General features: G+C 66.0%; 26 protein-coding genes. 19 read left to right on the forward strand and 7 right to left on the reverse strand.

Annotation, left to right across the window (positions count from 1 at the left end):
* Nucleotides 1–6: 6 nt before the first annotated feature.
* The 3 genes from HCR84_RS13370 to HCR84_RS13380 are packed head-to-tail and all read left to right on the forward strand — an operon-like array spanning nt 7 to nt 3,582.
* Entirely contained in the window at nt 7–1,719 is a 1,713-nt protein-coding gene (locus tag HCR84_RS13370; RefSeq protein WP_166980256.1) for an ABC transporter ATP-binding protein, read from the forward strand.
* A complete protein-coding gene (locus tag HCR84_RS13375) occupies nt 1,716–2,507 on the forward strand; it encodes an energy-coupling factor transporter transmembrane component T family protein (protein WP_166980254.1) in 792 nt (263 codons plus the stop codon). The genes HCR84_RS13370 and HCR84_RS13375 overlap by 4 nt, the downstream gene beginning before the upstream one ends.
* A gap of 43 nt (nt 2,508–2,550) precedes the next feature.
* Nucleotides 2,551–3,582, forward strand: coding sequence for an Rv2578c family radical SAM protein (locus HCR84_RS13380; RefSeq protein WP_166980252.1), 1,032 nt, complete (start codon nt 2,551–2,553; stop codon nt 3,580–3,582).
* Nucleotides 3,583–3,677: 95 nt separating this feature from the next.
* On the opposite strand, the gene HCR84_RS13385 is transcribed toward HCR84_RS13380, so the two are convergent.
* Nucleotides 3,678–4,496, reverse strand: coding sequence for an AraC family transcriptional regulator (locus HCR84_RS13385; RefSeq protein WP_166980250.1), 819 nt, complete (start codon nt 4,494–4,496; stop codon nt 3,678–3,680).
* A 49-nt stretch (nt 4,497–4,545) separates the two neighbouring features.
* Between HCR84_RS13385 and HCR84_RS13390 the strand changes: the two genes are divergently transcribed.
* Both HCR84_RS13390 and HCR84_RS13395 read left to right on the forward strand, forming a co-directional pair.
* Nucleotides 4,546–5,049, forward strand: a complete 504-nt coding sequence (locus HCR84_RS13390; protein WP_166980248.1) for a VOC family protein — start codon at nt 4,546–4,548, stop codon at nt 5,047–5,049.
* A gap of 32 nt (nt 5,050–5,081) precedes the next feature.
* A complete protein-coding gene (locus HCR84_RS13395; protein WP_166980246.1) occupies nt 5,082–5,720 on the forward strand; it encodes a helix-turn-helix transcriptional regulator in 639 nt (212 codons plus the stop codon).
* Between the two features lie 59 nt (nt 5,721–5,779).
* Here HCR84_RS13395 and HCR84_RS13400 read toward each other — a convergent pair whose 3' ends face one another.
* A complete protein-coding gene (locus HCR84_RS13400) occupies nt 5,780–6,856 on the reverse strand; it encodes a cytochrome b/b6 domain-containing protein (protein WP_166980244.1) in 1,077 nt (358 codons plus the stop codon).
* 74 nt (nt 6,857–6,930) lie between these two features.
* Between HCR84_RS13400 and HCR84_RS13405 the strand changes: the two genes are divergently transcribed.
* Nucleotides 6,931–7,932, forward strand: coding sequence for an LLM class flavin-dependent oxidoreductase (locus tag HCR84_RS13405; protein ID WP_244972490.1), 1,002 nt, complete (start codon nt 6,931–6,933; stop codon nt 7,930–7,932).
* A 67-nt stretch (nt 7,933–7,999) separates the two neighbouring features.
* Nucleotides 8,000–8,764 carry a Rossmann-like and DUF2520 domain-containing protein gene (locus HCR84_RS13410; RefSeq protein WP_166980242.1) on the forward strand — a complete coding sequence of 255 codons (765 nt, stop codon included), beginning with the start codon at nt 8,000–8,002 and terminating at the stop codon, nt 8,762–8,764.
* Between the two features lie 21 nt (nt 8,765–8,785).
* On the opposite strand, the gene coaBC is transcribed toward HCR84_RS13410, so the two are convergent.
* Nucleotides 8,786–9,985 carry a bifunctional phosphopantothenoylcysteine decarboxylase/phosphopantothenate--cysteine ligase CoaBC gene (gene coaBC / locus HCR84_RS13415; protein WP_491562675.1) on the reverse strand — a complete coding sequence of 400 codons (1,200 nt, stop codon included), beginning with the start codon at nt 9,983–9,985 and terminating at the stop codon, nt 8,786–8,788.
* 54 nt (nt 9,986–10,039) lie between these two features.
* Between coaBC and panD the strand changes: the two genes are divergently transcribed.
* Genes panD through panC form a run of 3 tightly spaced genes read left to right on the forward strand, consistent with a single transcriptional unit; the run spans nt 10,040 to nt 12,127 of the window.
* A complete protein-coding gene (panD, locus tag HCR84_RS13420) occupies nt 10,040–10,453 on the forward strand; it encodes an aspartate 1-decarboxylase (protein WP_166980238.1) in 414 nt (137 codons plus the stop codon).
* A complete protein-coding gene (gene panB / locus HCR84_RS13425) occupies nt 10,446–11,291 on the forward strand; it encodes a 3-methyl-2-oxobutanoate hydroxymethyltransferase (RefSeq protein ID WP_166980236.1) in 846 nt (281 codons plus the stop codon). The genes panD and panB overlap by 8 nt, the downstream gene beginning before the upstream one ends.
* A complete protein-coding gene (gene panC, locus HCR84_RS13430) occupies nt 11,288–12,127 on the forward strand; it encodes a pantoate--beta-alanine ligase (protein ID WP_195706646.1) in 840 nt (279 codons plus the stop codon). Before panB ends, panC begins: the two co-directional genes overlap by 4 nt.
* A gap of 49 nt (nt 12,128–12,176) precedes the next feature.
* On the opposite strand, the gene HCR84_RS13435 is transcribed toward panC, so the two are convergent.
* Nucleotides 12,177–13,916: a DEAD/DEAH box helicase gene (locus tag HCR84_RS13435; RefSeq protein ID WP_166980234.1), complete on the reverse strand. Its 1,740-nt coding sequence runs from the start codon at nt 13,914–13,916 to the stop codon at nt 12,177–12,179.
* Between the two features lie 353 nt (nt 13,917–14,269).
* On the opposite strand from HCR84_RS13435, the gene HCR84_RS13440 reads away from it, so the two are divergent.
* From HCR84_RS13440 to HCR84_RS13465, 6 genes are all read left to right on the forward strand, one after another.
* Nucleotides 14,270–14,539, forward strand: a complete 270-nt coding sequence (locus HCR84_RS13440; protein WP_166980231.1) for a GlsB/YeaQ/YmgE family stress response membrane protein — start codon at nt 14,270–14,272, stop codon at nt 14,537–14,539.
* Nucleotides 14,540–14,657: 118 nt separating this feature from the next.
* Nucleotides 14,658–15,878 (forward strand): histidine kinase, encoded by a 1,221-nt coding sequence (locus HCR84_RS13445; protein WP_166980229.1) that lies wholly within the window; start codon nt 14,658–14,660, stop codon nt 15,876–15,878.
* The gene (locus HCR84_RS13450; protein WP_166980227.1) at nt 15,875–16,546 is read left to right on the forward strand and encodes a response regulator; all 672 of its coding nucleotides are present in this window, start codon (nt 15,875–15,877) and stop codon (nt 16,544–16,546) included. Before HCR84_RS13445 ends, HCR84_RS13450 begins: the two co-directional genes overlap by 4 nt.
* 59 nt (nt 16,547–16,605) lie before the next feature.
* Nucleotides 16,606–16,935 carry a hypothetical protein gene (locus HCR84_RS13455; protein ID WP_235940695.1) on the forward strand — a complete coding sequence of 110 codons (330 nt, stop codon included), beginning with the start codon at nt 16,606–16,608 and terminating at the stop codon, nt 16,933–16,935.
* 131 nt (nt 16,936–17,066) lie between these two features.
* Nucleotides 17,067–18,389, forward strand: coding sequence for an acyltransferase family protein (locus HCR84_RS13460; protein ID WP_166980225.1), 1,323 nt, complete (start codon nt 17,067–17,069; stop codon nt 18,387–18,389).
* A gap of 9 nt (nt 18,390–18,398) precedes the next feature.
* On the forward strand, nt 18,399–19,064 hold the full coding sequence (locus HCR84_RS13465; protein ID WP_166980223.1) for a DedA family protein: 666 nt from the start codon (nt 18,399–18,401) through the stop codon (nt 19,062–19,064).
* Here the strand turns inward: HCR84_RS13465 and HCR84_RS13470 are convergent.
* Nucleotides 19,008–19,790: an IclR family transcriptional regulator gene (locus HCR84_RS13470; RefSeq protein WP_166980221.1), complete on the reverse strand. Its 783-nt coding sequence runs from the start codon at nt 19,788–19,790 to the stop codon at nt 19,008–19,010. The genes HCR84_RS13465 and HCR84_RS13470 overlap by 57 nt on opposite strands.
* 114 nt (nt 19,791–19,904) lie before the next feature.
* Between HCR84_RS13470 and hutH the strand changes: the two genes are divergently transcribed.
* Genes hutH through hutI form a run of 3 tightly spaced genes read left to right on the forward strand, consistent with a single transcriptional unit; the run spans nt 19,905 to nt 24,444 of the window.
* Nucleotides 19,905–21,479 carry a histidine ammonia-lyase gene (gene hutH, locus HCR84_RS13475; RefSeq protein WP_166980219.1) on the forward strand — a complete coding sequence of 525 codons (1,575 nt, stop codon included), beginning with the start codon at nt 19,905–19,907 and terminating at the stop codon, nt 21,477–21,479.
* A complete protein-coding gene (hutU, locus tag HCR84_RS13480; protein ID WP_166980217.1) occupies nt 21,476–23,209 on the forward strand; it encodes a urocanate hydratase in 1,734 nt (577 codons plus the stop codon). The genes hutH and hutU overlap by 4 nt, the downstream gene beginning before the upstream one ends.
* A gap of 2 nt (nt 23,210–23,211) precedes the next feature.
* Entirely contained in the window at nt 23,212–24,444 is a 1,233-nt protein-coding gene (gene hutI, locus HCR84_RS13485) for an imidazolonepropionase (RefSeq protein ID WP_166980215.1), read from the forward strand.
* A gap of 119 nt (nt 24,445–24,563) precedes the next feature.
* Here the strand turns inward: hutI and HCR84_RS13490 are convergent, their stop codons facing one another.
* Together HCR84_RS13490 and HCR84_RS13495 are read right to left on the reverse strand one after the other, a co-directional pair.
* Nucleotides 24,564–25,523, reverse strand: a complete 960-nt coding sequence (locus tag HCR84_RS13490; protein ID WP_166980213.1) for a hypothetical protein — start codon at nt 25,521–25,523, stop codon at nt 24,564–24,566.
* Nucleotides 25,524–25,686: 163 nt separating this feature from the next.
* Complete coding sequence (locus HCR84_RS13495; protein WP_166980211.1) at nt 25,687–26,595, reverse strand: agmatinase family protein; 909 nt, start codon at nt 26,593–26,595, stop codon at nt 25,687–25,689.
* Between the last annotated feature and the right edge of the window lie 81 nt (nt 26,596–26,676).

Raw genomic sequence — 26,676 nt, forward strand, 5'->3', positions numbered from 1 at the left:
GCCGCGATGCCGGCGCGAGCGCTCACACTCGACGACGTCCGAGTCCGCCACGCGGATCGAGCCACTCATGTTCCCGCGGGGGTGACCCTCAGCGTCGACACGGGGGAAGTCGTTCTGCTTCTGGGGCCAAGCGGATGTGGAAAGTCGACGGCGGCGCTCGCCATCAACGGCCTGGTGCCGCAGTCCATTCCCGCCGAGCTCGAGGGTACCGTCACCGCCTGCGGCATCGACGTCTCGACGTCGACAACGGCCCGGCTCTCGGAGCACGTGGCGATGGTCTTTCAAGATCCCGACGCGCAGATCGTCACCGCATCTGTGCTCGATGAGGTGTGCTTCGCGCTCGAGAACATGCTGCTCCCCGTCGCCGAGATTCTGCGCCGCGCCAAGGATGCTCTGCGCACGGTGGGACTGTGGGAGCGCCGACATGACTCTCCCGACATCCTCTCTGGAGGTGCGCTGCAGAGGTTGGCAATCGCGAGCGCGCTGGCCATGCACACCCCCATTCTCGTTCTCGACGAACCAACGGCAAATCTCGATCCGAGCGGAAGCGACGACGTCTATGCCGTGCTGCGCCGGGTCACTGCAGAGGGCGACCGGTCTGTCGTTCTCATTGAGCATGACGTGGATGCCGCTCTGCCCATCGTCGACCGCGTTGTCGTTCTCGATCGCGACGGTCGCACGGCGTTCACGGGCACTCCCCGCGAGGTGATCGCCGGCCATGCACGGGAGATCGCCTCACTCGGCATCTGGCTGCCGACGGCGACGATGGTCGCGCAGCATCTCGCGTCGGTCGGCGTCGAGCTCGACCCGACTCCCCTCTCAACGAGAGATCTCAGCGAAGCGCTCACGAACGTTCAGCTTCCTGCCCTGCACCTGCCGGTCACAGAGCAGCCCCGTGGCGAGCCGCTCATTCGTGTGCGTGATCTCACCATCGCCAGCGGAGACGCTGTTCTTCTCGATCGCGTGAGTCTCGACGTGCACGAGGGCGATTTTCTCGCCATCGTCGGCGCGAACGGGGCGGGCAAGACAACGCTCATTCAGGCGATGACGGGGGTTGCACGGCCGCCGAAACGGCACGTCACCCTCGCCGGAATGGATGCCGCAACGCGCGACGCCCACGCACTCGCCCAGCGTGTGGGCTTTGTCTTTCAGAACCCCGAGCATCAGTTCGTTGCAAACTCGGTGGCAGACGAGCTCGCCTCTGGACTGCGTGTGCACGGCGATTCATCGGGCAGGCGTCTCGAACCAGACGAGATCAGCGACCGCGTCGACCGCATGCTCGCGCGGCTCGGGCTCTCGGCACACCGAGACGTGCACCCGTTTCTTCTGTCCGGAGGGCAGAAGCGCCGGTTGTCTGTGGGAACAGCGCTCATCGTCGGAGCACCAATCCTCGCTCTCGACGAGCCCACATTCGGGCAAGATCGCGAACGCGCCGACGAGCTGATGGCCATGCTTCAGCTGCTGCGTGCCGAGGGAACGACGATCATCGTCGTTTCGCACGACATGCAGCTTGTCGCCGAGTACGCGTCACGTGTCGTCGTGCTCTCCGACGGCACCGTCGCTGCAGACGGCTCTGCCGCCAGCATCCTCTCTGATGACGCCCTTCTGCGACGCAACAGTCTGCGCCAGCCGCCGCTCGCCCGCGTCATGAGAGGCCTTGACGACCCGTCGTGGAACGGCGTCACACGGTTCGCCGATCTGCCGGGGGTTCGCGCATGACGGCGACTGCCGACGCGAGCGCTGCGTCGCCCCACTTTCTGCACGCGCTCAATCCGCTGGCGACGATCGCCGGGCCGATCCCCGCGATTCTCGTTCTCGTTTTCACCCGCGACATCGCGACACCCGCCGCGTTCATCGCCCTCGCGTACCTGCTTCTGCTGACGGGCGCCCGTTTGACTGCCCGTCGCCTCATCTTGCTTCTTCTCGCTCTGCCGCTCGCCGCCGTCGTTCTCGGGCTCGGGTTCAGCCTGTGGACCGACGCCAGCGCCCTCGATCACAGTTCCGTGCTGCTGACCATCGGCGACTACAGTCTGTATCTCAGTGCGGTCGAGGTGGGCGCCGCAACGGCGCTGCGTCTCATGAGCATCGTCGCCCTTGCCCTGCTCACCGGGCTCGCCTCGACGGGGCCAGACATGGTTCGCTCCGCGGTCGCGCACCTGCGCGTGCCGTATCGAGTGGGTTATGCCGCCCTCGCGTCGTACCGTTTCGTTCCGCGCTTTCGCTATGAGCTCGACGTGATCCGCAAGGCGCACCGCGTGCGCGGCACACGGGGCGGCCGCGGCCCGATCGTCGCTGTGCGACGCACCGTCGGCTACATTGTGCCGCTGCTCGCGAGCGCAATCAGGCACGCCGAGCGCGTCTCGCTCTCGATGGACGCCCGCGCTTTCGGTGCGCACCCCTCCCGAACCGAGCGCCACGATGTGCCGTTCCGCGCGCGCGACACGGTGTTCATCATCGCGTTCTGGCTGCTCTCAGCGATCATCATCGTGAGTATTCGAATCTTCTGAGTATGCTGTTCAGAAACATGCGCATCTATGTTCTACTTAACGGATGCGATGGGATGCTCAGAAGCTGACGGCGGGCGACGGCAACGCGCTGCCAGGGCTCGCCAAGCCCGCCGGGCTCGTGCGCTCGGTGCAGACTCCCGAGTTTGCGGGAATGACGTTTCACGAAGTGCTCGCCAAATCGGCGCTCAATCACGTTCATGCCAGCTCGGACATGCCGTTCACCTGGACGATCAACCCGTATCGCGGGTGTTCACACGCGTGCACCTATTGCTTCGCACGGCCGACGCACGCGTACCTCGAGCTGAATGCCGGGGAGGACTTTGATAAGCAGGTCGTTGTGAAGACGAACGTTGCCGAGGTTCTCGCACGTGAGCTGGCGCGGCCGTCGTGGGAACACGAGCTCGTTGCCCTCGGCACGAACACCGATCCATACCAGCGGGCCGAGGGACGCTATCAGCTCATGCCCGGCATCATCGAGGCGCTCGCGGCGTCACGCACTCCGTTCTCGGTGCTCACGAAGGGCACCCTGCTGCGGCGGGACATTCCGAAGCTGGCGGATGCCGCACGACACGTGAGCGTCGATGTCGCGATGTCCATCGCGGTCTACGACGACGAGCTGCAGGCATCCGTCGAGCCGGGAACTCCGACGGCGACGGCGCGCCTTGCCACGGTGAAGGCCGTTCGCGAGGCGGGGCTCGAGTGCGGCGTCTTCCTCATGCCGATCCTCCCCTACCTCACCGACTCCACAGAACAGCTCGACGACGCGCTTCGTCGCGTGAAGGCGTCGGGCGCGAGCTATGCGCTGTTCTCCTCCCTGCACCTCAAGCCAGGAGTGAAGCCCTGGTTCATGATGTGGCTTCAGCGCGAGCGTCCCGAGCTGCTGAGCGTCTACAACAGGCTGTATGCGCGCGGCACGTATGCATCAGCCGAGTACCGGGCCGATCTCGCCGAGCGGGTGCGACCTCTGCTGCGCGCATACGGGCTCGAGCGTCGCCGCGCCGTGCGCTTCGAGCCGGAGCCCCGCGCGACCTCGCAGCCGGCGTCGTCCGCAACCGCCGCGCTGCCGCTCTTCTAGCAGGGGCCCGCCGCCCTGCCCACTCAGCCCGCCGCAAATGTGTGCCACTTTGTGCTGCTTTGCCCTGGGCAGAAATAGCACAAAGTGACACACGTTTAGACCGCGGAGGCAGCCGCTCGCGCCCGCTCGCCCGCGCGGCGCGTCTGGTCTGGGGTCTCGTGCAGAATGCTCACGTACCGGCGCGACAGGTGCGCGTAGTCGACGAAACCCAGTTCTGCGGCGAGCGCAGACAGCTCGACGTCGCTCTCCGAATACAGCCGCGTTGCCGCGTTCTGCATGCGCCGGCATTCGATGAGCCACTTGGGTGAGACACCGAGTCGCGAATGCACGAGACGCTCGAGCGTTCGAACAGACACGCCAACGGATGCCGCGAGCTCGTCGACCCGCAGCATCGCCTCGTCGCCCTCGGCGATCGCGCACACGCGGTTCAGCAGCAGCCCGCTCTCGTCGATGCCGTCGGCGGCCGGGGTGAGCCACGACCGCAGCGTGCCCACGAGACGCGAACTGTCGCTTTCGGCAAGCTGCGCCCGCACGGCGTCGCGAGGGGCACAGGCGACGGACTCGCCGTCAGGTGCCATTCTCGCAAGGTCGCTCGGCGTCGTTTGAGTAAGAAGCACCCCGGCCGCGGGTCGAAACAGAATGCCGACAGCCCACGACTCACCCTGGAGCACCCGTGTGTCAACGCGCGAGTCGGGGCCGTACAGTGCGACGCCGTGCGGCTCAAACACGATGTTCACGGCGGGGTAGCTGAGCACCCGCTGCGGCACAACAACGCCGTCGGCAAGCGACCACGTGACGAGCCAGACGTGGCGTACGAGCTGGCTCAGCCCGGGCCCCAGTTCAAACCTGTCGAAGCGCACTCCGACGGCTCCGGGAGTGAGATGACCGCGAGAGCGCGGCGCAGCATCGGTCATGTCGCAAAAATACAAGACGCCGCAGACATTCGCTTCATATTCTGGCCCCATGAGCTCAACGACACAGACGCAGGCCGCACACGGAACACACACGACAAACGGCATTCCGCACGGAAGCACCTCGCTGACCCCGCACATCGTCGTCTCACCAGCAGAGCAGGCAGTGAACTTCTATGCGTCCGTCTTCGGCGCGCACATCGTCGACGTCACACGATTTGGCGACATCGTCGCGCACGCGGTCGTCGACTTCGGCAACGGGATGCTGACATTCAGCGATCCCATGGAGGCGAACGCACTCGTGGCGCCCGAGCCGCAACGCGGCCACGATTACTCCATGGCGCTGTACTGCCCGAACGTCGATGCGGTGACCGCTGCGGCGAAGGCGGCCGGAGCGACGATTCGCGAAGAGCCGACATCGTTCGTCTCCGGCGACCGCTTCAGCTCGATTCTTGATCCGTTCGGCGTTCGCTGGACGATCATGACGCGCGTCGAAGACCTCTCACCCGCAGAGTCGGCGGAGCGCGTTGCCGAGTGGGCGAAAAGTCAGAGCTAGAGTTCTACATACTGTAGAACTATGATGATTCCATGGGACGTACGCTGCCGGAGCAGTACCGAGTTCTTGCCTCGCCGAGCCGCATCGAGCTGCTCTATGCGCTGCAGACGCGAGGCTCGCAGAGCATTGAGCAACTCGCTGAAATCTGTGACCTGCACACGAACACCACGCGAGAGCACCTGCATCGTCTGATCGACGCGGGGTTCGTGCGTTCGGAGTCGATCCGACGCGCGTCGCGCGGGCGGCCTCGCATGCTGTACAGCATCGCCGACACCCTGGCCGACAGCGCGACGGCGCAGCGCGTGCGCGACGCCTACGAACGTGCCGATCTTGTGCGCAGCATCGTCGCCCCGAAGAGCGTGAGCCCGCAGCCCTCAACAAGCGACCGTCAGCTCGATGTTTTGGAAGACCAGCTTGACACCTGCGGATTCGATGCGATTGTCGAGCGAGACGACGACCCGGACGCGACGCGCATCACCGTGCACCATTGCCCGTACTACGATCTCGCTGGCAGGCATCCCCACGTGTGCGACGTGCACTTCGGCATGCTGGGAACGGCGCTCACCCTCACCGACGGCCCCCTCGAAGCATCCGATCTGCACGCTCGAGATCCAGAAAAGGGATGCTGGGTGACGCTCACCCGCAGGGAGCACGCGCGCCGCATCGCCTGACACGCCGTCCGTGCCCGGCGCCGCAGCCGCGGAACGCGCGAGGACTCAGCGACCCTGTCTCAGAACCATGTGGCGAGCGGACCGAGCATGCGCACGGCGACCGACTGCACGACGTCTGGCCACCGATTTGTCACGGGAGACGCGACCACCCACAGCACGGCGATCACCACGACACCGATCGCGAAGAGAACGATCCCGGCCGGCCCCGTTCCCGTGTGGCCGAGCGTGATGTGGTTGAGGTTCTCTGCCGCTCCGGTCGTGAGAACCAGCGCAACATGCACGATCGTGAAGACGATGAACCAACCGAGAACAATCGCGTGCACACTCCGCGCTGCTTCCGCACCGAACACTGTCGATCGCGCGGCGCCGACGGCTTTGCTGATGCGTGGCGACTGCAGCATCCCCGTGATGACGGCAAGCGGCGCGGCAATGAACACGGTGACAAAGTAGGTGAGCAGTTGAATTCCGTTGTACGCCACCCATGAGCGCTGATCCGGAAAGTCGAGCGATGCATACTGCAGCACAGCGCTCAGCGCGTTCGGAAAGACGTCGAGGCTCGTGGGGATGACGCGCGCCCACTGCCCCGTCGCGAACAGCACGATGTAGAAGACGACGCCGTTCAGCAGCCACAGCATCGTGACGGTGAGATGCCACCAGCGAGCGGATGCTGTTGAGCGTCGCGTTCCCGGCAGACCGAGCTGCGTCGGCAGGCCGACGGCATCGTGCCGCGGCGAAACCCGGGCGCCTGGCTCGACAGTCTCGTTGAGTCGCAGCCACTCGCCGCCTGGGCGCTGCCCGACCTTCCAGAACAGCCGGGGTCGACCGGCCAGAATCTGCAGCCCCGAACGCATGATCGGCAGCAGGAAGATGATGTTGAGAAAGTGCTGCCAGCGGAGCCACCAGGGAAACCCCTGAGGCTCCGCGCGGTCGACAGTGCCCGGGTAACGCGCGATGAAAGCGTCAACGCCCGGAAGCTGCCGCACGGCGATGCCGATCGCCACGAGAGCCAGCAGCACGACGATCGCGGCGGGAATCGTCCAGATGAGGTTGAGCCAGCGTCGCCCGACTCGCAGGCGCGGGAAATGCGCGCGCTTCTCATCGGCTCCGGGCGTGCCGGCGGTCTCACGGGTCGTCACAGTGTCTCCACTGTATCGGCCACAGCTAGGCTCGTTGCTGACTCTCCCCTACAAACGTGAGGAACCCACGAACTGTGTCTGTGCCACTGAGGTCTGTGCCGCTGAGCATCCTTGATCTGGTCTCCATCCCCGAAAGGTCCACTGTGCGAGACAGCATCGCTGCCTCAATGGAGTCGGCCCGTCTCGCAGATCGGCTGGGGTACCGTCGGCTGTGGTTCGCAGAACATCACAACACACCCAACTTCGCGGCGAGTGCCACCGCGCTTCTCATCTCGCAGGCTGCCTCGGTCACCGAGCGAATCCGAGTGGGCGCCGGTGGCGTGATGCTTCCCAATCACGCCCCGCTTATGGTGGCCGAGCAGTACGGAACCCTCGCCAACATCCATGGTGACCGCATCGATCTTGGCCTTGGTCGCGCGCCAGGCACCGATGGATTGACGGCGCAGGCGCTGAACCGCTCCTCTGCGGAACCCCAGGCATTTGCCCGCAGCATCTTCGACATGCAGGGCTGGTTCAGCGATGCCGGCACCGCACACAGTGCGCCGATTCTCTCGGCGGTATCGGCGGGAACCCACGTGCCGATCTGGGTGCTCGGGTCGACGGTGAACGGCGCCTCGATCGCGGGCCAGCTGGGATTGCCGTTCTCTGTCGCGTCGCACTTCGCACCGGAGCAGCTCGATGACGCCATCCGCGTGTACCGGGACTCCTTCACCCCCGACGCGCCCACCGCTCAGATCGCCGAACCCTACGTGATGGCGGGCGTCAACGTCATGATCGCCCACACCGACGACGAAGCGGCGCGCCAGTTCACCGTCGTCGAGCAGATGTTTCTCGACGTGCTGAAGGGCGAGCGCCGCATGCTCCAGCCGCCTGTCGATCCGGCCGAGCTCGAAACGCACGGTGGGCGCAACCCCATGCTGAGGATCAAAGCCGTCGGGGCCCCAGAGACAGCGATTGCGCAGCTCCGAGAGTTTGTGGAGCGTACCGATGCCGATGAACTCATCACCGCCACGTACGCGTATGATCCGGCGGTTCGCAACCGGTCGATGCAGCTGCTTGCTGACCACTGGTTCTAAGCGCATCTGGCTCTCGCGGGCGAACCGTTCCAACGTGTTCCCGCGGTCCGCGTGCTTCAATGGGGCAATGACACCGGAGATGGCACCGGATGCTCTCGCACACTCGGCAGTGATGATCGTGGGAGCCGGAAGAATGGGAACGGCGCTTGCCGCTGCGCTGCGCGCCGAGGGCATCGATGTGCGCGGTCCGCTCACTCATGGTCAGGCGGATGCCGCCGACGACGGTGCCCTCGGAATCGATGCCGACATCGTGCTTCTCGCTGTGTCGGATGCCGCCATCGCCGACGTCGCGGGGCGCGTGCAACCTGGGCGTCTCGTCGGGCACCTCTCGGGTGCGACGACTCTCGCTGCGCTGGCCCCGCACGAGTCGTTCAGCCTGCACCCGCTGCTCACCGTGACCGGCGCGGGCGACAGCTTCGCTGGGGCACACGCCGCAATAGCGGGAACGACGGAGCGAGCGCTCGATGGTGCTCAAGAGCTGGCGGTCACACTCGGAATGGCACCGATCACCGTCGACGATGCCGACCGCGCCGCGTACCACGCCGCGGCATCCATCGCCTCGAACTTCGCCGTGACGATTGAAGGGTTCGCAGAAGAGCTCGCCGAGACAGTCGGGCTGGATCGCCGTGCACTCACCCCGCTCGTTCGTGCCACGATCGAGAACTGGGCGCAGCACGGCGCTGAAGCCGCGCTCACTGGACCGATCGCGCGCGGAGACAACACGACGGTGCAGCGGCAGCGCGCCGCGGTTGCCGACGCGCTTCCACACCGACTCCCGCTCTTCGACGCCCTCGTCGAGGCAACGCGCGAACTCGCCGCGAAGGCACGCTAGGGGCACGCAGCACGCGAGTCGTCAGCGCTGCACCTCGAGTGCCGCATCGAGAATCGCATCGGCGACGACGCGCTTCGAGCCGTCGACCGTGGCGACGATTCGCCCGCCGGAGGCAACGATGAGCGCCTCATTGTCGGCGGCGCCGAACCCGCGCCCCTCATCCACGCGGTTCACGGCGATGAGGTCGGCATTCTTTCGTTCGAGTTTGCCCGCTCCGAGGGCGGCGAGCGCGTCAGCATCCGCCTCGGTCTCGGCGGCGAAGCCCACGAGAACGGGTCTCGGATGCTGCTGCGCACCCAGTTCCGCGAGAATGTCGGGGTTGGCCGTGAGGTCGATCGACACGGCGTCGCCGACGGCGTCCTTCTTCATCTTCGTCTCGGCAACGTTCACGGGCCGATAGTCAGACACCGCTGCGGCCATCACGATGATGTCGGCGCCTGTCGCGCGCGAAACCACAGCATCACGAAGTTCGGCCACCGTCGACACCGGCGCAAACTCAATGCCAATCGGGGGCGGCACCTCGAGGTTCGCCCCGATGAGCACGACATCTGCTCCGCGGTCGCGAGCTGCTTCGGCGAGCGCGACGCCCTGCCTGCCGCTCGAGCGGTTTCCGATAAAGCGCACGGGATCGATCGGCTCGCGTGTTCCACCCGCCGTCACGACGACGGTCTTCCCCGCGAGGTCCTTGGGCCCCGTTGCCGCGGTGACCGCGTCGACGATGACCTCGGGTTCGGCGAGCCGGCCAACGCCGACGTCGCTTCCCGTCAGCTGACCCGATTCGGGCCAGACGATGTGTGCACCACGATCAACGAGGGTGGCAACGTTGTGCTGCGTTGCGGGGTTCTGCCACATCTCGGTGTGCATCGCAGGAGCGATCACGAGCGGCGCCGTCGAGGCGAGCACACTGTTTGTCAGCAGGTTGTCGCTCAGGCCCGTCGCGAGCTTGGCGATGGTGTTTGCCGTGGCGGGGGCGATGAGAATCACGTCGGCGCTCTGGCCGAGGGCAACATGCTTCACCTCGGCGACGCCGTCGAACAGGTCTGTGGCGATCGGATTGCGGCTGATCGCTTCGAGCGTCGGGGCGCCGATGAATCTCAGCGCCTCGTCCGTGGGGATCACGTGCACATCGTGCCCCTGCAGCACGAGTGTGCGGATGACTCCGACGACCTTGTACGCGGCGATGCCACCGCAGACTCCCACGACGATTCTCATGTGGTTCATCCTACGCACGTCACTCTCGGCAGCATCCCGGTTTGCATCGGTACCATGGCAATCATGCTTCGAACCATGCTTACCTCGAAGATCCATCGCGCCACCATCACCGCGGCCGACCTCGACTATGTGGGGTCGATCACGATCGACAGCGAGCTCATGGATGCGGCGGGACTCGTCGACGGCGAAAAGGTAGCCGTTCTCGACATCACCAATGGTGCTCGCCTCGAGACCTACGTCATCACCGGGCGCCCGGGCGGAGGCGACATCGAGATCAACGGAGCCGCCGCCCACCTCGTGAAGCCAGGCGATCTCGTGATCATCGTCGCGTACGGCCTCGTCAACGATACCGAGCTGCAGAGCCACCGCCCGAAGATCGTGCACGTCGACGAGCTCAACCGCATCACGGGGCTCGGATCGGATGCGTCTGAACCCGCGCCGGGCAGTGTGCGCTCAGAAGCAGCAGCGCATGTCTGAGCGCACAGAGACACCGGATGCTCCCGCCGCACGTCCTGCACGCCGCGTTCGCACGCTCGACCTGCAGAAGGCGAAGAGCGAGGGCCGCCGTTGGGCGATGCTCACGAGCTACGACCAGTACACGGCCGCGCTCTTCGAACGGTCCGGTGTCGAGGCGCTGCTCGTTGGAGACTCTGCCGCCAACAACGTGTACGGGCACGAGACCACCCTTCCGGTCACCGTCGACGAGCTGATTCCGCTCGCCCGCGCTGTGTCATCGGCGACGTCGCACGCTCTCGTCATCGCCGACCTTCCGTTTGGCAGTTACGAGGTGTCTGCCGAGCAGGCGGCGACAACGGCGATCCGCTTCATGAAAGAGGCCGGGGTTCACGCTGTCAAACTCGAAGGCGGAGTACGTATGGCAGACCGCGTGCGGGCCGTCGTCGACGCCGGCATCCCCGTGATGGCACACATCGGCTTCACCCCGCAGAGCGAGCACGCTTTGGGCGGCTACAAGGTGCAGGGCAGAGGCGATGCGGCGCAGCAGCTGCTGCTCGATGATGCCCGCGCCGTCGCCGAGGCCGGCGCGTTCGCTGTCGTGCTCGAGATGGTTCCAGCCGAGCTGGCCGCCGAGGTCACACGCGAGCTGCAGATTCCCACAGTCGGCATCGGCGCGGGCTCCGGCTGCGACGCGCAGGTGCTCGTGTGGCAAGACATGGCGGGGCTGCGCACGGGGCCTGTGCCGCGATTCGTCAAGCGCTACGCGAACCTCGACGAGGTGCTCGGCGGTGCCGTGCGCGCCTACGTCGACGACGTGGCATCCGGATCCTTCCCCGAGCCCGAGCGCGACTTTTCGTGACCGAGGTTCTCGATTCGCGCGGCATCGACGCGTGGCGGGCAGCCGAGCGTGGAACCGTCGCGCTCGTTCCGACAATGGGCGCGCTGCACGACGGGCATCGTCGGCTCATCGCCCGCGCGCATGAGATGGCGGATGCTGTCGCGGTAAGCATCTTCGTCAACCCGCTGCAGTTCGGGCCGGGCGAGGACTTCGAGCGCTACCCGCGCGATCTCGAGGCGGATCGTGCGATCTGTCGTGCAGACGGCGTCGACGCCATTTTCGCGCCCGAGCTGCACGAAATGTACCCGCGAGAGCCCGAGGTGACGGTCAGCGCAGGGCGCATGGGCGCCGTCTTCGAGGGCGCTGCCCGCCCCGGGCACTTCGACGGCGTGCTCACCGTCGTCGCCAAGCTGTTTCAGCGCGTGCAGCCAGACGTAGCGGTCTTCGGGCAGAAAGATGTTCAGCAGCTCGCCCTCGTCGAGCGACTCGTCGCCGACCTCGACCTCGGGGTGCGCATCGAGAGCGTCCCCATCGTGCGCGATGACGACGGCCTCGCCCTGTCGAGCCGCAATCGCTACCTCAGCACCACCGAACGCGAGATCGCCCTCCTGCTCCCCCGTGCCCTCGACGCCGCTCGGGCAGAGCCCACAGCGCAGCAGGCTCAGGATGCTGCGCGGCGAACCCTCACGGACGCCGAGCACCGGCATCCGGAGTTCTCGCTCGATTACGCGACGCTCGTCGAGCGGGCGACGTTCACCGAGTGCCCACCCGACTTTCGCGGCGAGGCCGTTCTCGTGCTCGCTGCCCGCGTGGGCGCGACGCGCCTCATCGACAACGCGACGCTGGCCTTCGTGTGACACGAGAGCGGCACCCGTCGCGGTGACGGGTGCCGCTGTCGTGTCCGTCCTACGAGGTCAGGTCGGCGATCGTCGGGCGTCCGGCGATCTCGTCGATCACGTCGTCTCCGGGGAATGCATCGACGATCGGGGCGTCGATCTCAGCCCGGCTCAGCAGGTCTTCCATACGACGACGACGGTTACGCGGGATCACTGTGACCACGCGTCCGGTCTTGCCCGCGCGCCCCGTGCGGCCCGAGCGGTGCAGGTACGTCTTGTACTCATCGGGCATGTCTGCCTGAATCACGAGGGTGATGTCGTCGACATGGATGCCGCGTGCGGCAACGTCCGTGGCGACGAGCACCTTCACCCGACCAGAGGTGAGTCGTTCGAGGTTGCGCTGACGGCGACCCTGGCTGAGGTCACCGTGAAGGGCGACGGCTCGCACTCCCGTGTCTTCGAGCTCGTCGACGAGCTGCTCGGCATAGGCGCGGGTGCGTGTGAAGATCAGTGTCTTCTCGTCGCGGTTCGCGAGTTCTGAGAGCAGCTGCACCTTGTCTTCGCGCAAGGCAACGAGCACGCGGTGGTCGATGCTGCCTGAGTCCTGGTCTTCGCCGGCGACTTCGTGCACTACCGGGTTGACGAGAAATTCGGTCACGAGCGCGGCGACGCCGGTGTCGAGCGTTGCCGAGAACAGCAGCTTCTGCCCCTTGGGCGCCGTGCGCCGCAGAATGCGCTGCACGGGCTCGAGGAACCCGAGGTCGCACATGTGGTCGGCCTCATCAAGAACGGAGACCTTCACATCAGAGAGGTCAAGGCGACCCTGCTCGATAAGGTCTTCGATGCGACCCGGTGTGCCGATCACAATGTCGACGCCGCGCTTCAGCGCGCCGACCTGCCGGCCCTGGGGAACGCCGCCGTAGATCTGCGTGGTGAACAGGCCGACGCTGCGAGCGATCGGCTGCACCGTGCGATCGAGCTGCAGAGCAAGCTCTCGCGTCGGGGCGAGAATGAGCGCGCGGGGCTTACGGCCCATGTCACGCTTTGTTCCACCACGGTTCTCGAGCAGCCGCTCGACAAGGGGGGCGCCGAACGCGATTGTCTTGCCGCTGCCTGTGCGTCCACGGCCGAGAACGTCTTTGCCCGCGAGAACGTCGGGGATCGTTGCTGCTTGAATCGGGAACGGGGATGCTGCGCCCAGCTCGCCGAGCGTGCGAACAATGTTCTGGCCGAGACCGAGATCGCCGAAGCTCACGCCCTCAACGTCTGACGCTTGGATCGCGTCAGCCTCGAGGCGCTCGAGCACGACGTCATCCTGCGGGGTGAAGTGCTGCTGTGCCTTGTGCGAGTCGAATGAATCGCGGCGCTGCGGCCGCTCGTCACGGTTGTGGTTGCGACGCTGCGGGCGATCGTCACGCGCGACGTTGCGACGCTGGGTCCGGTCATCCCGCTCGAACCGACGCTGCGGCCGGTCATCACGGCGGGGGCGGTCGTCTCTGTCGAACTGACGCTTCTGCGGCCGATCGTCTCGATCGAAGCGACGCTGCGGGCGGTCGTCGCGCTCGGATGAGCGACGCTCGTCACGACGGTCACCAGCTCGACGCTGTTCGGCGCGCTCGGCGCGCTCGGCGGCATCCCAACGATTTTTCTTCGGGGCTTCTTCCGGCGCACGGTATCCGCGATGCCCCGGGCTGCGGCTGCCCGGTCTCGGGCCGCCCTTCTTCGCCTGGTGCGCGCGGCGGTTTGCCATGTAGTCAGGGTCGAAATTGCGGGCGGGGCGACCGCCTGCGGGCTTCTTGTTCTTCGGCATCGTGTGCTTTCCGGGTTGTTCTCATGCATGAAACGTACAGAACCGCGCGCTGCATAGGCGCGGCATTCATAACCCGGGCGTTCAGTGGCCGGGACCGTTCACATCGTGTGTGTTCGCATCTCGTTCTCGAGAGCAATCCGGCCCAACAGACTTACAAACCCATCCGCACACAGCGCGGTGTCCAGAGCCGACCTTTCAACATTAGAGGGAAAGACCTGAGAACGGGCACAAAAAACAAAAATCGAACGCGCCTACTACCTCCGCGCCGAATGTACGCGTATGGTGACTCGCAACCGGTCCTTATAGACAGGTTGGGCGGGTCACAAGTCTGCCCCTGAGAGAAGGGCGTCACCATGAATTTCATTGCATTTCTCATTCTCGGACTCATCGCCGGTGCCATCGCAAAGATGATCCTGCCCGGCAAGCAGGGCGGCGGCTGGATCGTCACCCTCCTCCTCGGGGTTGTTGGTGCCTTCCTCGGAGGCTGGCTCGGCAACGTGATCTTCGGGGTCGGCGTTGACGAGTTCTGGAGCATCTCGAGCTGGCTGCTCGCCATCGGCGGCGCCATTATCGTGCTGCTGATCTGGGGCCTCATCTTCGGCCGAAAGAGCAAAACCGCATAATCCCCGCTCACCCACGCTGATTGCGACCCCCGGGCTCACACCCGGGGGTCGCTTTATGTCGTCACGTTCATACCACCGGGCGATGTCGAGCGAACACGCCGCGTGACAGGATGCTTGCATGGTTCAGCAGCGCACTTTCCCCCTCTGGCTGTGGATAACAGTTGGCAGCGTCTCCGTTGCGCTGTATTCCATTGCCGTTCCCGTCAGCTCCGCTCTCTATCAGGTGCCCGTTGCCGTCGCTTTCGCCTTCTCGGCACTCATTTGCGGCGCGCTCCCTCTTGCGCTGCTCAAGCCGCGCCTGGCGATCGGACTCTTCCTCGTCGGTTTGCTTGGCAACGGAATTCTCGCCGGGAGCGGGCGCGACCCCTTCTGGCCGTGGCCGATCCCTGTCACCGAGATCATCACGCTTGCTCTTCTGATTGCCCTCGTCGTCTATCGACAAGGATGGATGCTCGGTGTGGTCACCTGGTCGCTTGCGCTTGCCGTCGCCCTCGCCATCCCCCCGCTCTCCGGCGGCACTCCGGCCGTGTCATTCGGAGCGATTCTTGCCGACCTGATCGTGACGTTCTCGATTGCCGCCGCCGCACTGGGGTTCGCTTTTCTTGTCGTCGGCCGAAACCAGATCAGAGACGAACTTGCTCGCGAAAAGGAGGTGTCCGCCGAGGAGCAAGCGCGCCGACAGCTCATCGAGGAGCGTTCGCGCATCGCCAGAGAGCTGCACGACGTCGTCGCTCACAGCATGTCGGTCATTCAGGTGCAGGCGTCGACGGCAAAGTACCGCGTGAGCGACCTCGGCGACCCCGCCATCGCGGAGTTCGACGACATCGCCGCATCCGCCCGCTCTGCCCTTGCCGAAATGCGTCGATTGCTCGGCACGCTCCGCCCGGACGGCGAGGAGGCCGAGAGAATGCCGCAGCGAACGATCGGCGATGTTCCCGGTCTCATCGAAAGCGCCAGACGCGCGGGAGTTCCCATCGATCTCAGCATCGATGATGACCTGCGCGGAGCTCCGCTTTCGGCTCAGGTAGCTGTCTTCCGCATCGTGCAGGAGGCGATCAGCAATGCATTGCGGCACGCCCCCGGCTCTCGTGTGAGCGTCGGGATCGCCCAGAGCAACACGTCTGGCGTCGTCGTCTCCGTCATCAATTCCGCACCACAATCGACCCCCGTCGATGCCGCGGGAGGCGGTCACGGGATCATCGGGATGCGCGAACGCACGTCGATGCTCGGCGGTCAGCTCGAAACTCACGCGACGCCTGAGGGAGGATGGATCGTGCACGCCGTGCTACCGTTCGACGCGGATGCAGGTGCTTCTGTCCGTGCTGAAGGGAACGCATGACCATCTCCGTTGTCATCGCTGATGACCAGACAATGGTGCGCGCAGGATTTGCCGCGCTTCTCGACGCGCAAAACGGCATTCAGGTCGTCGGCCAGGCAGCAGACGGCGCGGAGGCCGTCGACCTTGTCCGCCGCGAGAAGCCGGATGTCGTCCTCATGGACGTCAGGATGCCCGAGCTCGACGGCCTCGAGGCGACCCGGCGCATTCTCTCCCCTGCGCATCCTCTGCCCCACGTGCCGCGTGTGATCATGCTCACGACCTTCGACATCGATGACTACGTCTACGAGGCTCTCCAGTCGGGAGCGAGCGGCTTTCTGCTGAAAGACTCGCTGCCAGACGAGCTGGTGCAGGCCGTGCGCGTCGTCGCCGCAGGTGACGCCTTGCTCGCGCCGAGCATCACCAGGCGGCTCATCGAGCAGTTCGGGCAGAGTCGACCGACGACGCCGCGAGCGAACCTCGAGTTGAATGCCCTCACGGCGCGCGAACGCGAGGTGCTCACGCTCATCGGATCCGGGCGGTCAAACGGCGAGATTTCCGCCGATCTGTTCATCTCAGAGCAGACGGTGAAAACCCACGTCGGAAAGATTCTGCAGAAGCTCCAGCTGCGTGATCGCGTGCACGCGGTGATCTTCGCGTACGACGCCGGATTGGTCGCGCCCGCAAGCTGAGTGTGAATGGCCTGACAATGGCTGGGCATGGCTTGAACTGCGGCGCTCGCTGAGGAATCGTGGCACGGACATACCCGCAACCGGAAGGAGAGCTTGTGCTCACCCTCACCGACAATGCAAGCACCATCGTCAAGACGATTGCCTCTCAGGCGACAGGCGAAGACGATGCAGGACTGCGAATCAGCAGCCAGACGGAGCCAGGCAGCGGCGATTTCGCCGTCGACGTGGCCGCGTCTCCGGAAACCGACGATCAGGTGGTTGAGGCCGCTGGCGCGAGGGTCTTCCTCGAGGAGGGCGCAGCCGTCGCCCTTGATGACAAGGTACTCGACGCCGAAGTCAACGCCGAAGGTGCCGTGAGCTTCTCGATCGGCAACCAGCAGACCGTCTGAGTCTCTCGAACTTCTCGCTGCCTCATCCCCTCGTAGGGGTGAGGCAGCGTTGTTTTTCACCCCGCCGTCCGATGCCCTCGTGGGCATCTGCTCCATAGTCTCCTCAGTAGCTCATCTACGAGGAGGCTCTCATGACCACGCTTGCACCGCTCCAGGCCATCAGCACCGGACGCCAGCGATCGTCTCGCGATGCCGGAATCGACCTGGTGCGTGCCGCGAGCCTCGCCGTCGTTGTTGCGCTGCATTCTCTGATGGTCGGCATCAGCCTCGGGCCGAACGGTGCCGTCTTCGAGAACGCCGCCGAAGGGCACGCGTGGTTCGTTCCCGTGTCCTTCTTCGTGCAGGTGATGCCCCTCTTCTTCATCGTTGGGGGCTTCTCAACGCGTCTCGCCTACCGCTCGGCACGGTCGCGTGGCACGGGACCCGCGGCATTCATCGCCGGTCGCGTACAACGTCTGCTCGGACCCGCCATCGTCATGATAGCCGTCGTCGGCGCCTCTCTCCTCGTCATGACGATCGCCGGCATTCCCTCAGACATGGTCGCCGAAGCCGGCTTCCGCATCAGCCAGCCCCTGTGGTTCCTCGGCGTGTACCTGGGCATCCAGGCGCTCGCTCCGGCGATGATCGCCGGGCACGAGCGGGCACCGCGCCTGATGCTCGGCCTCCTTGCGCTCTCCGTCGTCGGCGTGGACGTCGCAGCGGCGACGACGGGCATCGGCGGGATTGCTCTTCTGAACCTGGGCTTCGTCTGGCTTCTCGTACAGCAGCTCGGCTTCTGGCTCGCCGACGGCAGCATCGATTCGCTGAGCGTTGGCGCTCGAGCATTCATCGGCATCGGCGCTCTCGCCGTGCTGCTCGCCGTCACCGCGGCCGGAATCTACCCGGCCAACATGTACGCCGGCCTGAACCCGCCGTCTGCGGCACTCGTGCTGCTCGGCATCACGCAGCTTGCCGCCCTGTCGCTTGCACGGCCATGGCTGCGACGCGTCGCCGAGCGCGAGCTCGTACGCGAGGTGGCGTCGTGGATCAACGGGCGCTCGATGACGATCTATCTCTGGCACATGCCCGTGCTCATCGTGCTCGCCGCGATCGGACTCGTTGGAGCTATCAATGGAGTGCTCCCCCTCCCAGACCCGGGTACGGGCGCCTGGTGGGCCACGCGACCGCTCTGGATCGCGATTGCCTTCGCGGTCACGGCCATCGTCTCGCAGCTCACCGGGCGCTGGGAGCGACGAGCAATGCCGACTCCAACAGCATCCACTCGTCGTGCCGTCGTCGCAAGCATCGCCGGGGTTCTCGGCGCTGTTGTTCTGCTGGTCAGCGGCATCACCGTTGTGACGGCGATCGTCAGCGTGCTGCTGATGCGCGTCGCGCTGAGCAACGCCACAAACCCTCCTCTGGGTGGACGCGAGCGATACCAGAGGGTGATGCCCGCACACCTGCCAACCGCATAGCTTTCAAGAGTGGACATCGTGAACGACTTCATCATGCAGGCAATCTCCTCGCCATGGCTGTATGCAGTGATGTTTGCTGTAGCCGTTATCGACGGCTTCTTCCCGCCGATTCCAAGCGAGACAGTGCTTGTCGCTGCGGCTGCCGTCGCGGCGTCGACGGGCGGGACGAATCTCGTATTGCTCTGTGCCGTTGCCGCCATCGGCGCAGCGATCGGCGACAATATCGCGTTCGCGATCGGCCGGAGCCTCGGCACTCGTCGCTTCAGGTGGATGCGCCGCCCACGGATCGCTGCCTCGTTCGACTGGGCAAGCCGCACGCTCGATCGGTCGGGAGCCGGGCTGATCCTCGGCGCGCGCTACATTCCGGTCGGCCGGGTTGCGGTCAACATGACCGCGGGAGCGCTGCGCTACCCGCGTCGCCGCTTCATTCCCGTGAGCGTTGTCGCCGGAGCGATGTGGGCCGCGTACTCCGCGTGCATCGGACTGATCGCCGGCAATCTCGTGAAGGACAATCCGCTGCTCGGTGCGCTGATCGGCATTGTGCTTGCCCTGCTGATCGGCTTCGTGATCGACCGCGTCGCCTCTGCTCGACGCAAGCGCCGTGAGCTGCGAGGGCTCTCACCCGAGCTCGACGCCGCGCGGGAGCCCGCCCGGGTTCCCGCGGATGCGCCGTGACAGCTCTCGCGCAACAGCTGCGATTCGCTCGACGTGGTCTCGCGGTTCGACCCTGCCTCGCTCGACGGTAACGGCGATGGATGCCGCTGGCCAGCCGACGTGGTCTGTGACAACCACTCCGATCGAGGCAAGGCCGCGCGTGATCTCACCGTCTTCGGAGGCAAAGCCGCTGCGCTGCGTCTCGTCGAGCAGCCGCCGCAGCTCCGAATAGCGGCGCGGGCCGAGCCCGGTGCGATCGACAAACGCCGCCGCGTCGGGAAAGAGAGCGCGCACCTGGTGCTTGGGCAGCTGAGCGAGCATGGCACGACCCGTTGCCGCGAGATGAGCGGGAAGACGCACACCGACATCGCTCACGAGGTGCGGCCGGCGCGGCGCGCGCTCTTCCACGATGTACAGCACGTCACGGCCGTGCAGCACGGCGAGGTGTGCGTTCTCGCCGATGTCATCGACGAGCGCCGCAAGCAAGGGCCGGCCGAGCCGACTTAGCGGCTCGTGCCGTGCGTAGCCGCTCGACAACTCGAATGCCGCGACGCCGAGGCCCCAGCGACGCTCTTCAGGAAGGTGCACGACGTAACCCTGCCTCTGCATCTCGGCGAGCAGCTGGTAGACGCTGGAGCGCGGCAGCCCCACACTCGACGCGATGCGGGCCGCGGCGACGGGCCCACGCTGCCTCGCAAGGTAGGTCAGAATGCGCAGCGTCTGGTCGGCTGCGGGAGCTTTGCTCATGCGGCATCCTCCACTCCGTGCGCTAACCACGATACAGGGAACGTGTCCGGCATACCGGACAGTGCCGCAATGATTCCTGTTCTCGCGTGCCCCGCCGTGATGTGGAATCGAGATATGAGCACAACTCTCACCCGCGATGGCGCCGTCACGCTCGGCGCCGACCCTGACATCTCCGCCCTACTCGCTCCCGAACAGGTGGTGCGGGTCGCCCGCGACGGTGCTCGCGTCGAACTCTCGCCCGACGCCGCAGAGGCCATCGCCAGCTCACGTCGCACCATCGAGAATCTCGCGCAGACCGGCGAGCCCCACTATGGAATCTCCACGGGCTTCGGCGCCCTGGCTACCACGTTCATCGACCCGGAACAGCGCACACAGCTGCAGCAGGGCCTCATCCGCTCGCACGCCGCGGGTTCCGGCCCCGAGGTGGAGCGCGAGGTGATTCGTGCGCTCATGCTTCTGCGGCTGAAGACCCTCGCCACCGGCCGCACCGGCGTTCGCCTCGAGACCGCGCAGGCCTACGCCAACGTTCTGAACGCCGGCATCACACCCGTTGTGCGCGAATACGGCTCACTCGGATGTTCGGGCGATCTTGCGCCGCTGTCGCACTGCGCCCTCGCCGTGATGGGCGAAGGGCGTGTGCGCGATGCCGAGGGACGGCTTCGCGACGCTGCTGACGCACTCAAAGATGCTGGGCTCGAGCCCGTCGTTCTCGCCGAGAAGGAGGGCCTCGCGCTCATCAACGGCACGGACGGCATGCTCGGGATGCTGCTGCTCGCACTTCATGACATCCGGATGCTGCTGCGCACCGCAGACATCGCGGCGGCGCTCAGCGTCGAGTCGCTGCTGGGCACGGATCGCGTGTTCGCCGACGACCTGCAGCGGCTGCGCCCTCAGGAGGGGCAGGGGCGCTCTGCCGCAAATCTGCGCGCGCTGCTGGGCGGCTCACCCATCGTCGCCTCGCACCGCGGCCCAGACGACCCCAGTGTGCAAGACGCGTACTCGCTGCGCTGCGCGCCGCAGGTGCACGGCGCCGCCCGAGACACCGCCACCCACGCAGCATCCGTCGCCGAGGCCGAGCTCGCGAGCGCCGTCGACAACCCTGTGGTGACGCTCGACGGCCGCGTCGAGTCAAATGGAAACTTCCACGGCGCCCCCGTCGGCTACGTTCTCGACTTTCTCGCGATCGCCGCCGCCGATGTCGCCTCGATGTCGGAGCGTCGCACCGACCGCCACCTCGACCCGAGCCGCAGCAGAGGGCTCCCGGCCTTTCTCGCGCACGATGCCGGCGTCGACTCCGGGCTCATGATCGCGCAGTACACCGCAGCGGGCATTGTGAGCGAACTGAAGCGACTCGCTGTTCCGGCATCCGTCGATTCGATTCCCTCGTCGGCGATGCAGGAAGACCACGTGTCGATGGGCTGGGCCGCCGCGCGAAAGCTGCGGCGCGCAGTCGACGGCCTCACCAGGGTGCTCGCCATCGAGGTGATGACCGGATGCCGCTCGCTCGACCTTCGCACGCCGCTGCAGCCGGGTGCCGCGACGGGCGCCGTTCTCGCGTGCGTGCGCGAGCACGCCTCCGGGCCGGGGCCCGACCGCGTGGTTTCAGACGAGATCGAGGCAGTTGTCGAACTGGTGCGCACGGGCCGCATTGTCGCCGCAGCCGAGAACGAGACAGGAGAACTGCAATGACGCACGACACGGCAGACAGCGCGCAGCACACCCAGCACGCACAGCACGCACAGCACGCTCCACGCGTGGTTCGTGCGGCGCGGGGCACGACGCTCACCGCCAAGAGCTGGCAGACCGAGGCGCCGCTTCGAATGCTCATGAACAACCTCGACCCCGACGTCGCCGAGCGGCCAGACGACCTCGTCGTCTACGGCGGCACCGGGCGGGCGGCGCGCAGCTGGGAGGCGTTCGACGCCATCTGCCGCACGCTCGAAGATCTCGAGGCGGACGAGACTCTTCTCGTGCAGTCGGGCAAGCCCGTCGGCGTGTTTCGCACGCACGAGTGGGCGCCGCGCGTGCTCATCGCCAACTCGAACCTCGTTCCCGACTGGGCGACGTGGCCCGAGTTTCGTCGACTCGAGGCTGAGGGTCTCACCATGTACGGGCAGATGACGGCTGGCAGCTGGATCTACATTGGCACCCAGGGCATTCTGCAGGGAACGTACGAGACGTTCGCCGCGGTGGCGAAATCGCTGCAGGTGCGCGGTCGCGGCGACGGAACGCTTGCCGGAACGCTCACCCTCACGGCGGGTTGCGGCGGCATGGGCGGCGCGCAGCCTCTCGCCGTCACCATGAACGACGGCGTCTGCCTCATCGTCGACGTCGATGGCGACCGTTTGGCCCGCAGGCAGGCTCACGGGTACCTCGACGAAATCGCCGACAATCTGGATGCCGCGCTTGAGCGCACTCGTCAGGCGAAGCGCGACAGCGAGGCCGTCTCTGTGGGCGTCGTCGGCAACGCGGCATCCGTCTTCACCGAGATTCTTGCCCGCGGCATCGACGTTGATGTCGTCACAGACCAGACGAGCGCACACGACCCCCTCAACTATCTGCCCGAGGGCGTCGACCTCGCGCAGTGGCATGAGCTGGCGGCATCCGATCCCGACGATTTCACCGTGCGGGCACGGGCGTCGATGGCGAAGCACTGCGACGCGATGGTGGGGTTTCAGGATGCTGGCGCCGAAGTGTTCGACTACGGCAACTCGCTGCGAGCCGAAGCCCGCGAAGGAGGCTGTGAGCGTGCCTTCGAGTACCCGGGTTTCGTTCCCGCGTACATTCGTCCGCTGTTCTGCGAAGGCAAGGGGCCGTTTCGGTGGGCGGCGCTCTCGGGCGACCCTGCAGACATCGCCGCAACTGACCGCGCGATTCTCGAGCTGTTCCCCGACGACGAGAACCTGCGCCGGTGGATCGAGCGTGCGAGCGACAAAGTGCACTTCGAAGGGCTGCCGGCGCGCATCTGCTGGCTCGGCTACGGCGAGCGCCACCGCGCCGGGTTGAAGTTCAACGAGATGGTTGCCTCGGGCGAACTTTCGGCGCCTGTGGCGATCGGGAGAGATCACCTCGATTCGGGCTCCGTCGCCTCGCCGTACCGCGAGACCGAAGCGATGGCAGACGGCTCAGACGCAATCGCCGACTGGCCGCTTCTGAACGCCCTGCTCAACACAGCATCGGGAGCCACGTGGGTGTCACTTCACCACGGCGGCGGGGTGGGAATCGGCCGGTCGATTCATGCCGGCCAGGTGATCGTCGCCGACGGAACGGATCTTGCCGCGCAGAAGATCGAGCGCGTGCTCACGAACGACCCGGGCACCGGAGTGATGCGGCACGTCGATGCCGGCTACGAGCGCGCCGCCGACGTTGCCCGTGAGCGCGGCGTGCGCATTCCCCTCATCTCGGTGCACGAGGAGTAGTCATGCGTACGCTCATCACCAACATCGGCGAACTGGTCACCAACAACCAGTCGGCCACGAACACCCAGCAGATTCAGGATGCCGCCGGCCAGCGCGCCGCAGACTCTGCGCTCGGCATCATCCACGACGCCACTGTGCTGCTGGATGGCGACCGCATCGCGTGGGTCGGACCCGCGGCTTCCGCTCCGCACTCTGACGACGTCGACGAAGTCGTGGATGCTGCAGGGCAGGCGGTCATCCCGGGATTCGTCGACAGCCACACCCACCTTGTCTTCGGCGGCGACCGTTCAGCGGAGTTCGCCGCGCGCATGAGTGGGCAGCCGTACTCGGCGGGCGGCATCCAGTCGACTGTCGAGGCGACGCGCGCGGCAAGTGATGACGAACTGCGCGCGCGGCTCGCGGGCTTCGTCGCCGAACTGCACGCGCAAGGCACAACGACGTTCGAGGTGAAGACCGGCTACGGGCTCAGCGTGGCCGACGAGGAGCGGCTCGCGCGCCTCGCCAGGGAACTCACCGATGAGGTGACGTTCTTGGGTGCTCACGTCGTTCCGCCCGAGTTCGACAACGGAATGGGCAGTGACGGCGACCCTGATGACTATGTCACCCTAGTCTGCGGTGCCATGCTCGACGCCTGCGCACCGTATGCGCGCTGGATCGACGCCTTCTGCGAGCGCGGCGCGTTCTCTGCTGAGCAGTCGCGCCGTGTTCTCGAGGCCGGCGCCGAACGCGGGCTCGGCGTGCGCGTACACGGCAACCAGCTCGGCCCGGGCGACGGCGTGCAGCTCGCTGTCGAACTCGGCGCCGCGAGCGTCGACCACTGCACGTATCTCAGTGACGAAGACGTCGCCGCTCTAGCGGCATCCGACACCGTCTGCACGCTGCTGCCCGGCGTCGAGTTCTCGACGAAGCAGCCGTACCCCGAGGCGCGCAGGCTGTTGGATGCCGGTGCAGTTCTCGCGCTCGCGAGTGACTGTAACCCGGGGTCGAGCTTCACATCGAGCATGGCGTTCTGCATCGCTGTCGCCGTGCGCGACATGGGGTTCACGCCGGCCGAGGCGCTGTGGGCGTCAACGGCCGGAGGCGCACGGGCTCTCAGGCGTGACGATGTGGGGCGCATTGCTCCCGGCGCCCGCGGCGACCTCGTGCTGCTGAACGCTCCCAGCTACGTGCACCTTGCCTACCGCCCGGGTGTCCCCCTCGTTGAGCAGACCTGGGTGGCTGGCAGCACCCTCTGACCTGCCGGGACCTGCCCAGAAGTTCATGTGTCAAAGTTGGCGGCCAGACCGCCTCTGAGATGCAAACTTTGACATCTGAACGCCCAGGCACCAGCTTGCACTGCCAGCCCAGAGACCCTTCAGCCCGGCCAACCCTGCCAACCCCGTGCGCAGAGAGCACCACGAACGCGTCGAATGAGTTCGCCCGGCTCGATGAAGAGCTCAGATGACACCTGCACGACGATCCACCCGTCGGCGCGCAGACTTTCAATGCGTTCGATGTCGCGGGAGTACTGCACACCGTGAACGCGACCCTGATATTCGACGGCCACCTTGTATTCGGGATAGGCCATGTCGATGCACGCAAGGTGGCACCCGTTCTCATCGTAGAAATCATTATTGAGCACTGGCTCGGGCAGCCCGTTCGTGACCAGAAGATGGCGCGTCAGCGACTCACGAGGCGACCATGAATCGCAGCGCACGAAATGAAGCGCCTCGCGCAGCTTTACAGCGCCCACCCTGCGGCAGCTGTTCACAGCATCCGCAAGCTGCGACGGCGTCGCCAACGGCGCTCGCCCCGCATTCGGACGGCCGTAACCCTCACGCCACGCCCGGCAGAAGTAGTCCCCGACGGCGACGAGCCACGGCACATCGAGACTTTCGCCGAGCATTGCCCACGTCGCAGCAGGGTCTGAAACACGCATCCCTGACACCATGACGACAGGTACCGCCTGCGAAGCGCTGTGTCCGATGACGCCGCGAGTTCGCGGCGCTCGAGCCGGGCGCACCGTCGACACGTGGACTCGGGGGTCCGTTGCGAACGGCAACGGCGCGTTGTGAACAGCAGCAGCCGTGCTGTGACTGAGAAAGTCCACGTCACGCATACGCGGCGCATAAGCGTGTGCGTGACGACGCATTATCTCCTCGGGGCCCGGCTCGTCGTCATCTGCGACGGCACCCACAAGCATCCTCACTCCGTAAAAGGGAGTCTCGAGGTCTGCTGCGCGGAGCCTGCCCTGTTTAACACCTCGACCCGCTGCCGCCGCGACCGAGAAGTGAGTGCCAAGCGCCGTGGGAAGCGGTGTGAGCGAGCGAGTCATGACCGATACTTTGCCAAAAGCGGTGCCGGGCCGCAGGTGTTCTCCACAGGGCCCAGTTCAGATGTCAAAGCTGGTGGATATGCGCTCGGATTCCTGCCGATTTCGCCACATGAATGTGCGGCTCGGCTGGAGTGCCCAGAGATTGGAGTGCTCAGGGCCGGGCTCAGCGCAGGGCGAGGCCCGCGGCGGCCTCCAGCACGCAGAGGGCCGCCAGGCGAACCGTTCTGCCGTCAGCGGCATCCATAGTTGCGTCGATCTCGGTGATGTCGAGTGAACGCACGAGAGGATGCTGCGCCACGACGCGCGCCGCATGACGGAGCTCATGCGCGGCGATGCCTCCTGGGGTCGACGCCGGGCACGCGGGTGCGACCGAGCGATCGCACACGTCGACGTCGAGATCCACGTGGATGGGGCCCCCGGCGCTGCCCGCGACCTCGAGCGCTTGAGCCATGACGTCGTCGATCGGGCGACGCCCCAACTCATCACGTGTGATGACCGTGATGCCCACGTCACGAGCACGTTCGGCATAGAAGCGTGAATTGGCGAAGTCCTGAATGCCGATCTGCACAACGCGTCTGCCGTCGAGACCTGCCTCGATGAGCCTGCGCACGGGTGACCCGTTCGAGCGGCCGTCGCGCAGGTCGTAGTGGGCGTCGAGCGTGATGAGGCCTGCTGCGGGCAGGTCGCTCCCCCACGTGCCGAGAGCTGCGGGGACGGTCGCTGCATTATCACCGCCGAGGGCAACGACGAGGCGACTGCGGGATGCGATGTCGGCGACGCGTTGCGTTGCTGCCTCCTCGTCGCCGTCTGGGTCGCGAATGTCACCGGCATCCGCGAGAGTCAGCACGTCGAGGTCGGCCTCAGGATCGTGCGCGAACGGGCTATAGCGTCGGAGGGCCTCGCGCACGGCTGCGGGTGTCGCGTCAGCGTGTGTCGGCGACAGCGACGTGCGCGCCGTGGGAATGCCGATGAGCGCGAGATCGAGATCGCCGTTGATGCTCTCAGAGCTCGGCCAGTCGCCGGCTCTCGGCCAGAGGTCGTCGTGGGAAAGTGACGCGATGTTGCCAGCCATGCATCGACGCTAACACCGCGGCACCGCCACCGGGCCGTGGGCGAGGCCACGAGCACTAAGATCGGTTCATGGCACCCATTG

The organism is Paramicrobacterium fandaimingii (assembly GCF_011751745.2).
GTDB classification, from domain to species: Bacteria; Actinomycetota; Actinomycetes; order Actinomycetales; family Microbacteriaceae; genus Paramicrobacterium; species Paramicrobacterium fandaimingii.

Excerpts from the sequence above, each read along its gene's own strand:
- HCR84_RS13370 (WP_166980256.1), top strand. The coding sequence starts at position 7 with ATGCCGGCGCGAGCGCTCACACTCGACGACGTCCGAGTCCGCCACGCG.
- HCR84_RS13375 (WP_166980254.1), top strand. The coding sequence starts at position 1,716 with ATGACGGCGACTGCCGACGCGAGCGCTGCGTCGCCCCACTTTCTGCAC.
- HCR84_RS13380 (WP_166980252.1), top strand. The coding sequence starts at position 2,551 with ATGCGATGGGATGCTCAGAAGCTGACGGCGGGCGACGGCAACGCGCTG.
- HCR84_RS13385 (WP_166980250.1), bottom strand. The coding sequence starts at position 4,496 with ATGACCGATGCTGCGCCGCGCTCTCGCGGTCATCTCACTCCCGGAGCC.
- HCR84_RS13390 (WP_166980248.1), top strand. The coding sequence starts at position 4,546 with ATGAGCTCAACGACACAGACGCAGGCCGCACACGGAACACACACGACA.
- HCR84_RS13395 (WP_166980246.1), top strand. The coding sequence starts at position 5,082 with ATGGGACGTACGCTGCCGGAGCAGTACCGAGTTCTTGCCTCGCCGAGC.
- HCR84_RS13410 (WP_166980242.1), top strand. The coding sequence starts at position 8,000 with ATGACACCGGAGATGGCACCGGATGCTCTCGCACACTCGGCAGTGATG.
- coaBC (WP_491562675.1), bottom strand. The coding sequence starts at position 9,985 with ATGAACCACATGAGAATCGTCGTGGGAGTCTGCGGTGGCATCGCCGCG.
- panD (WP_166980238.1), top strand. The coding sequence starts at position 10,040 with ATGCTTCGAACCATGCTTACCTCGAAGATCCATCGCGCCACCATCACC.
- panB (WP_166980236.1), top strand. The coding sequence starts at position 10,446 with ATGTCTGAGCGCACAGAGACACCGGATGCTCCCGCCGCACGTCCTGCA.
- HCR84_RS13435 (WP_166980234.1), bottom strand. The coding sequence starts at position 13,916 with ATGCCGAAGAACAAGAAGCCCGCAGGCGGTCGCCCCGCCCGCAATTTC.
- HCR84_RS13440 (WP_166980231.1), top strand. The coding sequence starts at position 14,270 with ATGAATTTCATTGCATTTCTCATTCTCGGACTCATCGCCGGTGCCATC.
- HCR84_RS13445 (WP_166980229.1), top strand. The coding sequence starts at position 14,658 with ATGGTTCAGCAGCGCACTTTCCCCCTCTGGCTGTGGATAACAGTTGGC.
- HCR84_RS13450 (WP_166980227.1), top strand. The coding sequence starts at position 15,875 with ATGACCATCTCCGTTGTCATCGCTGATGACCAGACAATGGTGCGCGCA.
- HCR84_RS13460 (WP_166980225.1), top strand. The coding sequence starts at position 17,067 with ATGACCACGCTTGCACCGCTCCAGGCCATCAGCACCGGACGCCAGCGA.
- HCR84_RS13470 (WP_166980221.1), bottom strand. The coding sequence starts at position 19,790 with ATGAGCAAAGCTCCCGCAGCCGACCAGACGCTGCGCATTCTGACCTAC.
- hutH (WP_166980219.1), top strand. The coding sequence starts at position 19,905 with ATGAGCACAACTCTCACCCGCGATGGCGCCGTCACGCTCGGCGCCGAC.
- hutU (WP_166980217.1), top strand. The coding sequence starts at position 21,476 with ATGACGCACGACACGGCAGACAGCGCGCAGCACACCCAGCACGCACAG.
- hutI (WP_166980215.1), top strand. The coding sequence starts at position 23,212 with ATGCGTACGCTCATCACCAACATCGGCGAACTGGTCACCAACAACCAG.
- HCR84_RS13490 (WP_166980213.1), bottom strand. The coding sequence starts at position 25,523 with ATGACTCGCTCGCTCACACCGCTTCCCACGGCGCTTGGCACTCACTTC.
- HCR84_RS13495 (WP_166980211.1), bottom strand. The coding sequence starts at position 26,595 with ATGGCTGGCAACATCGCGTCACTTTCCCACGACGACCTCTGGCCGAGA.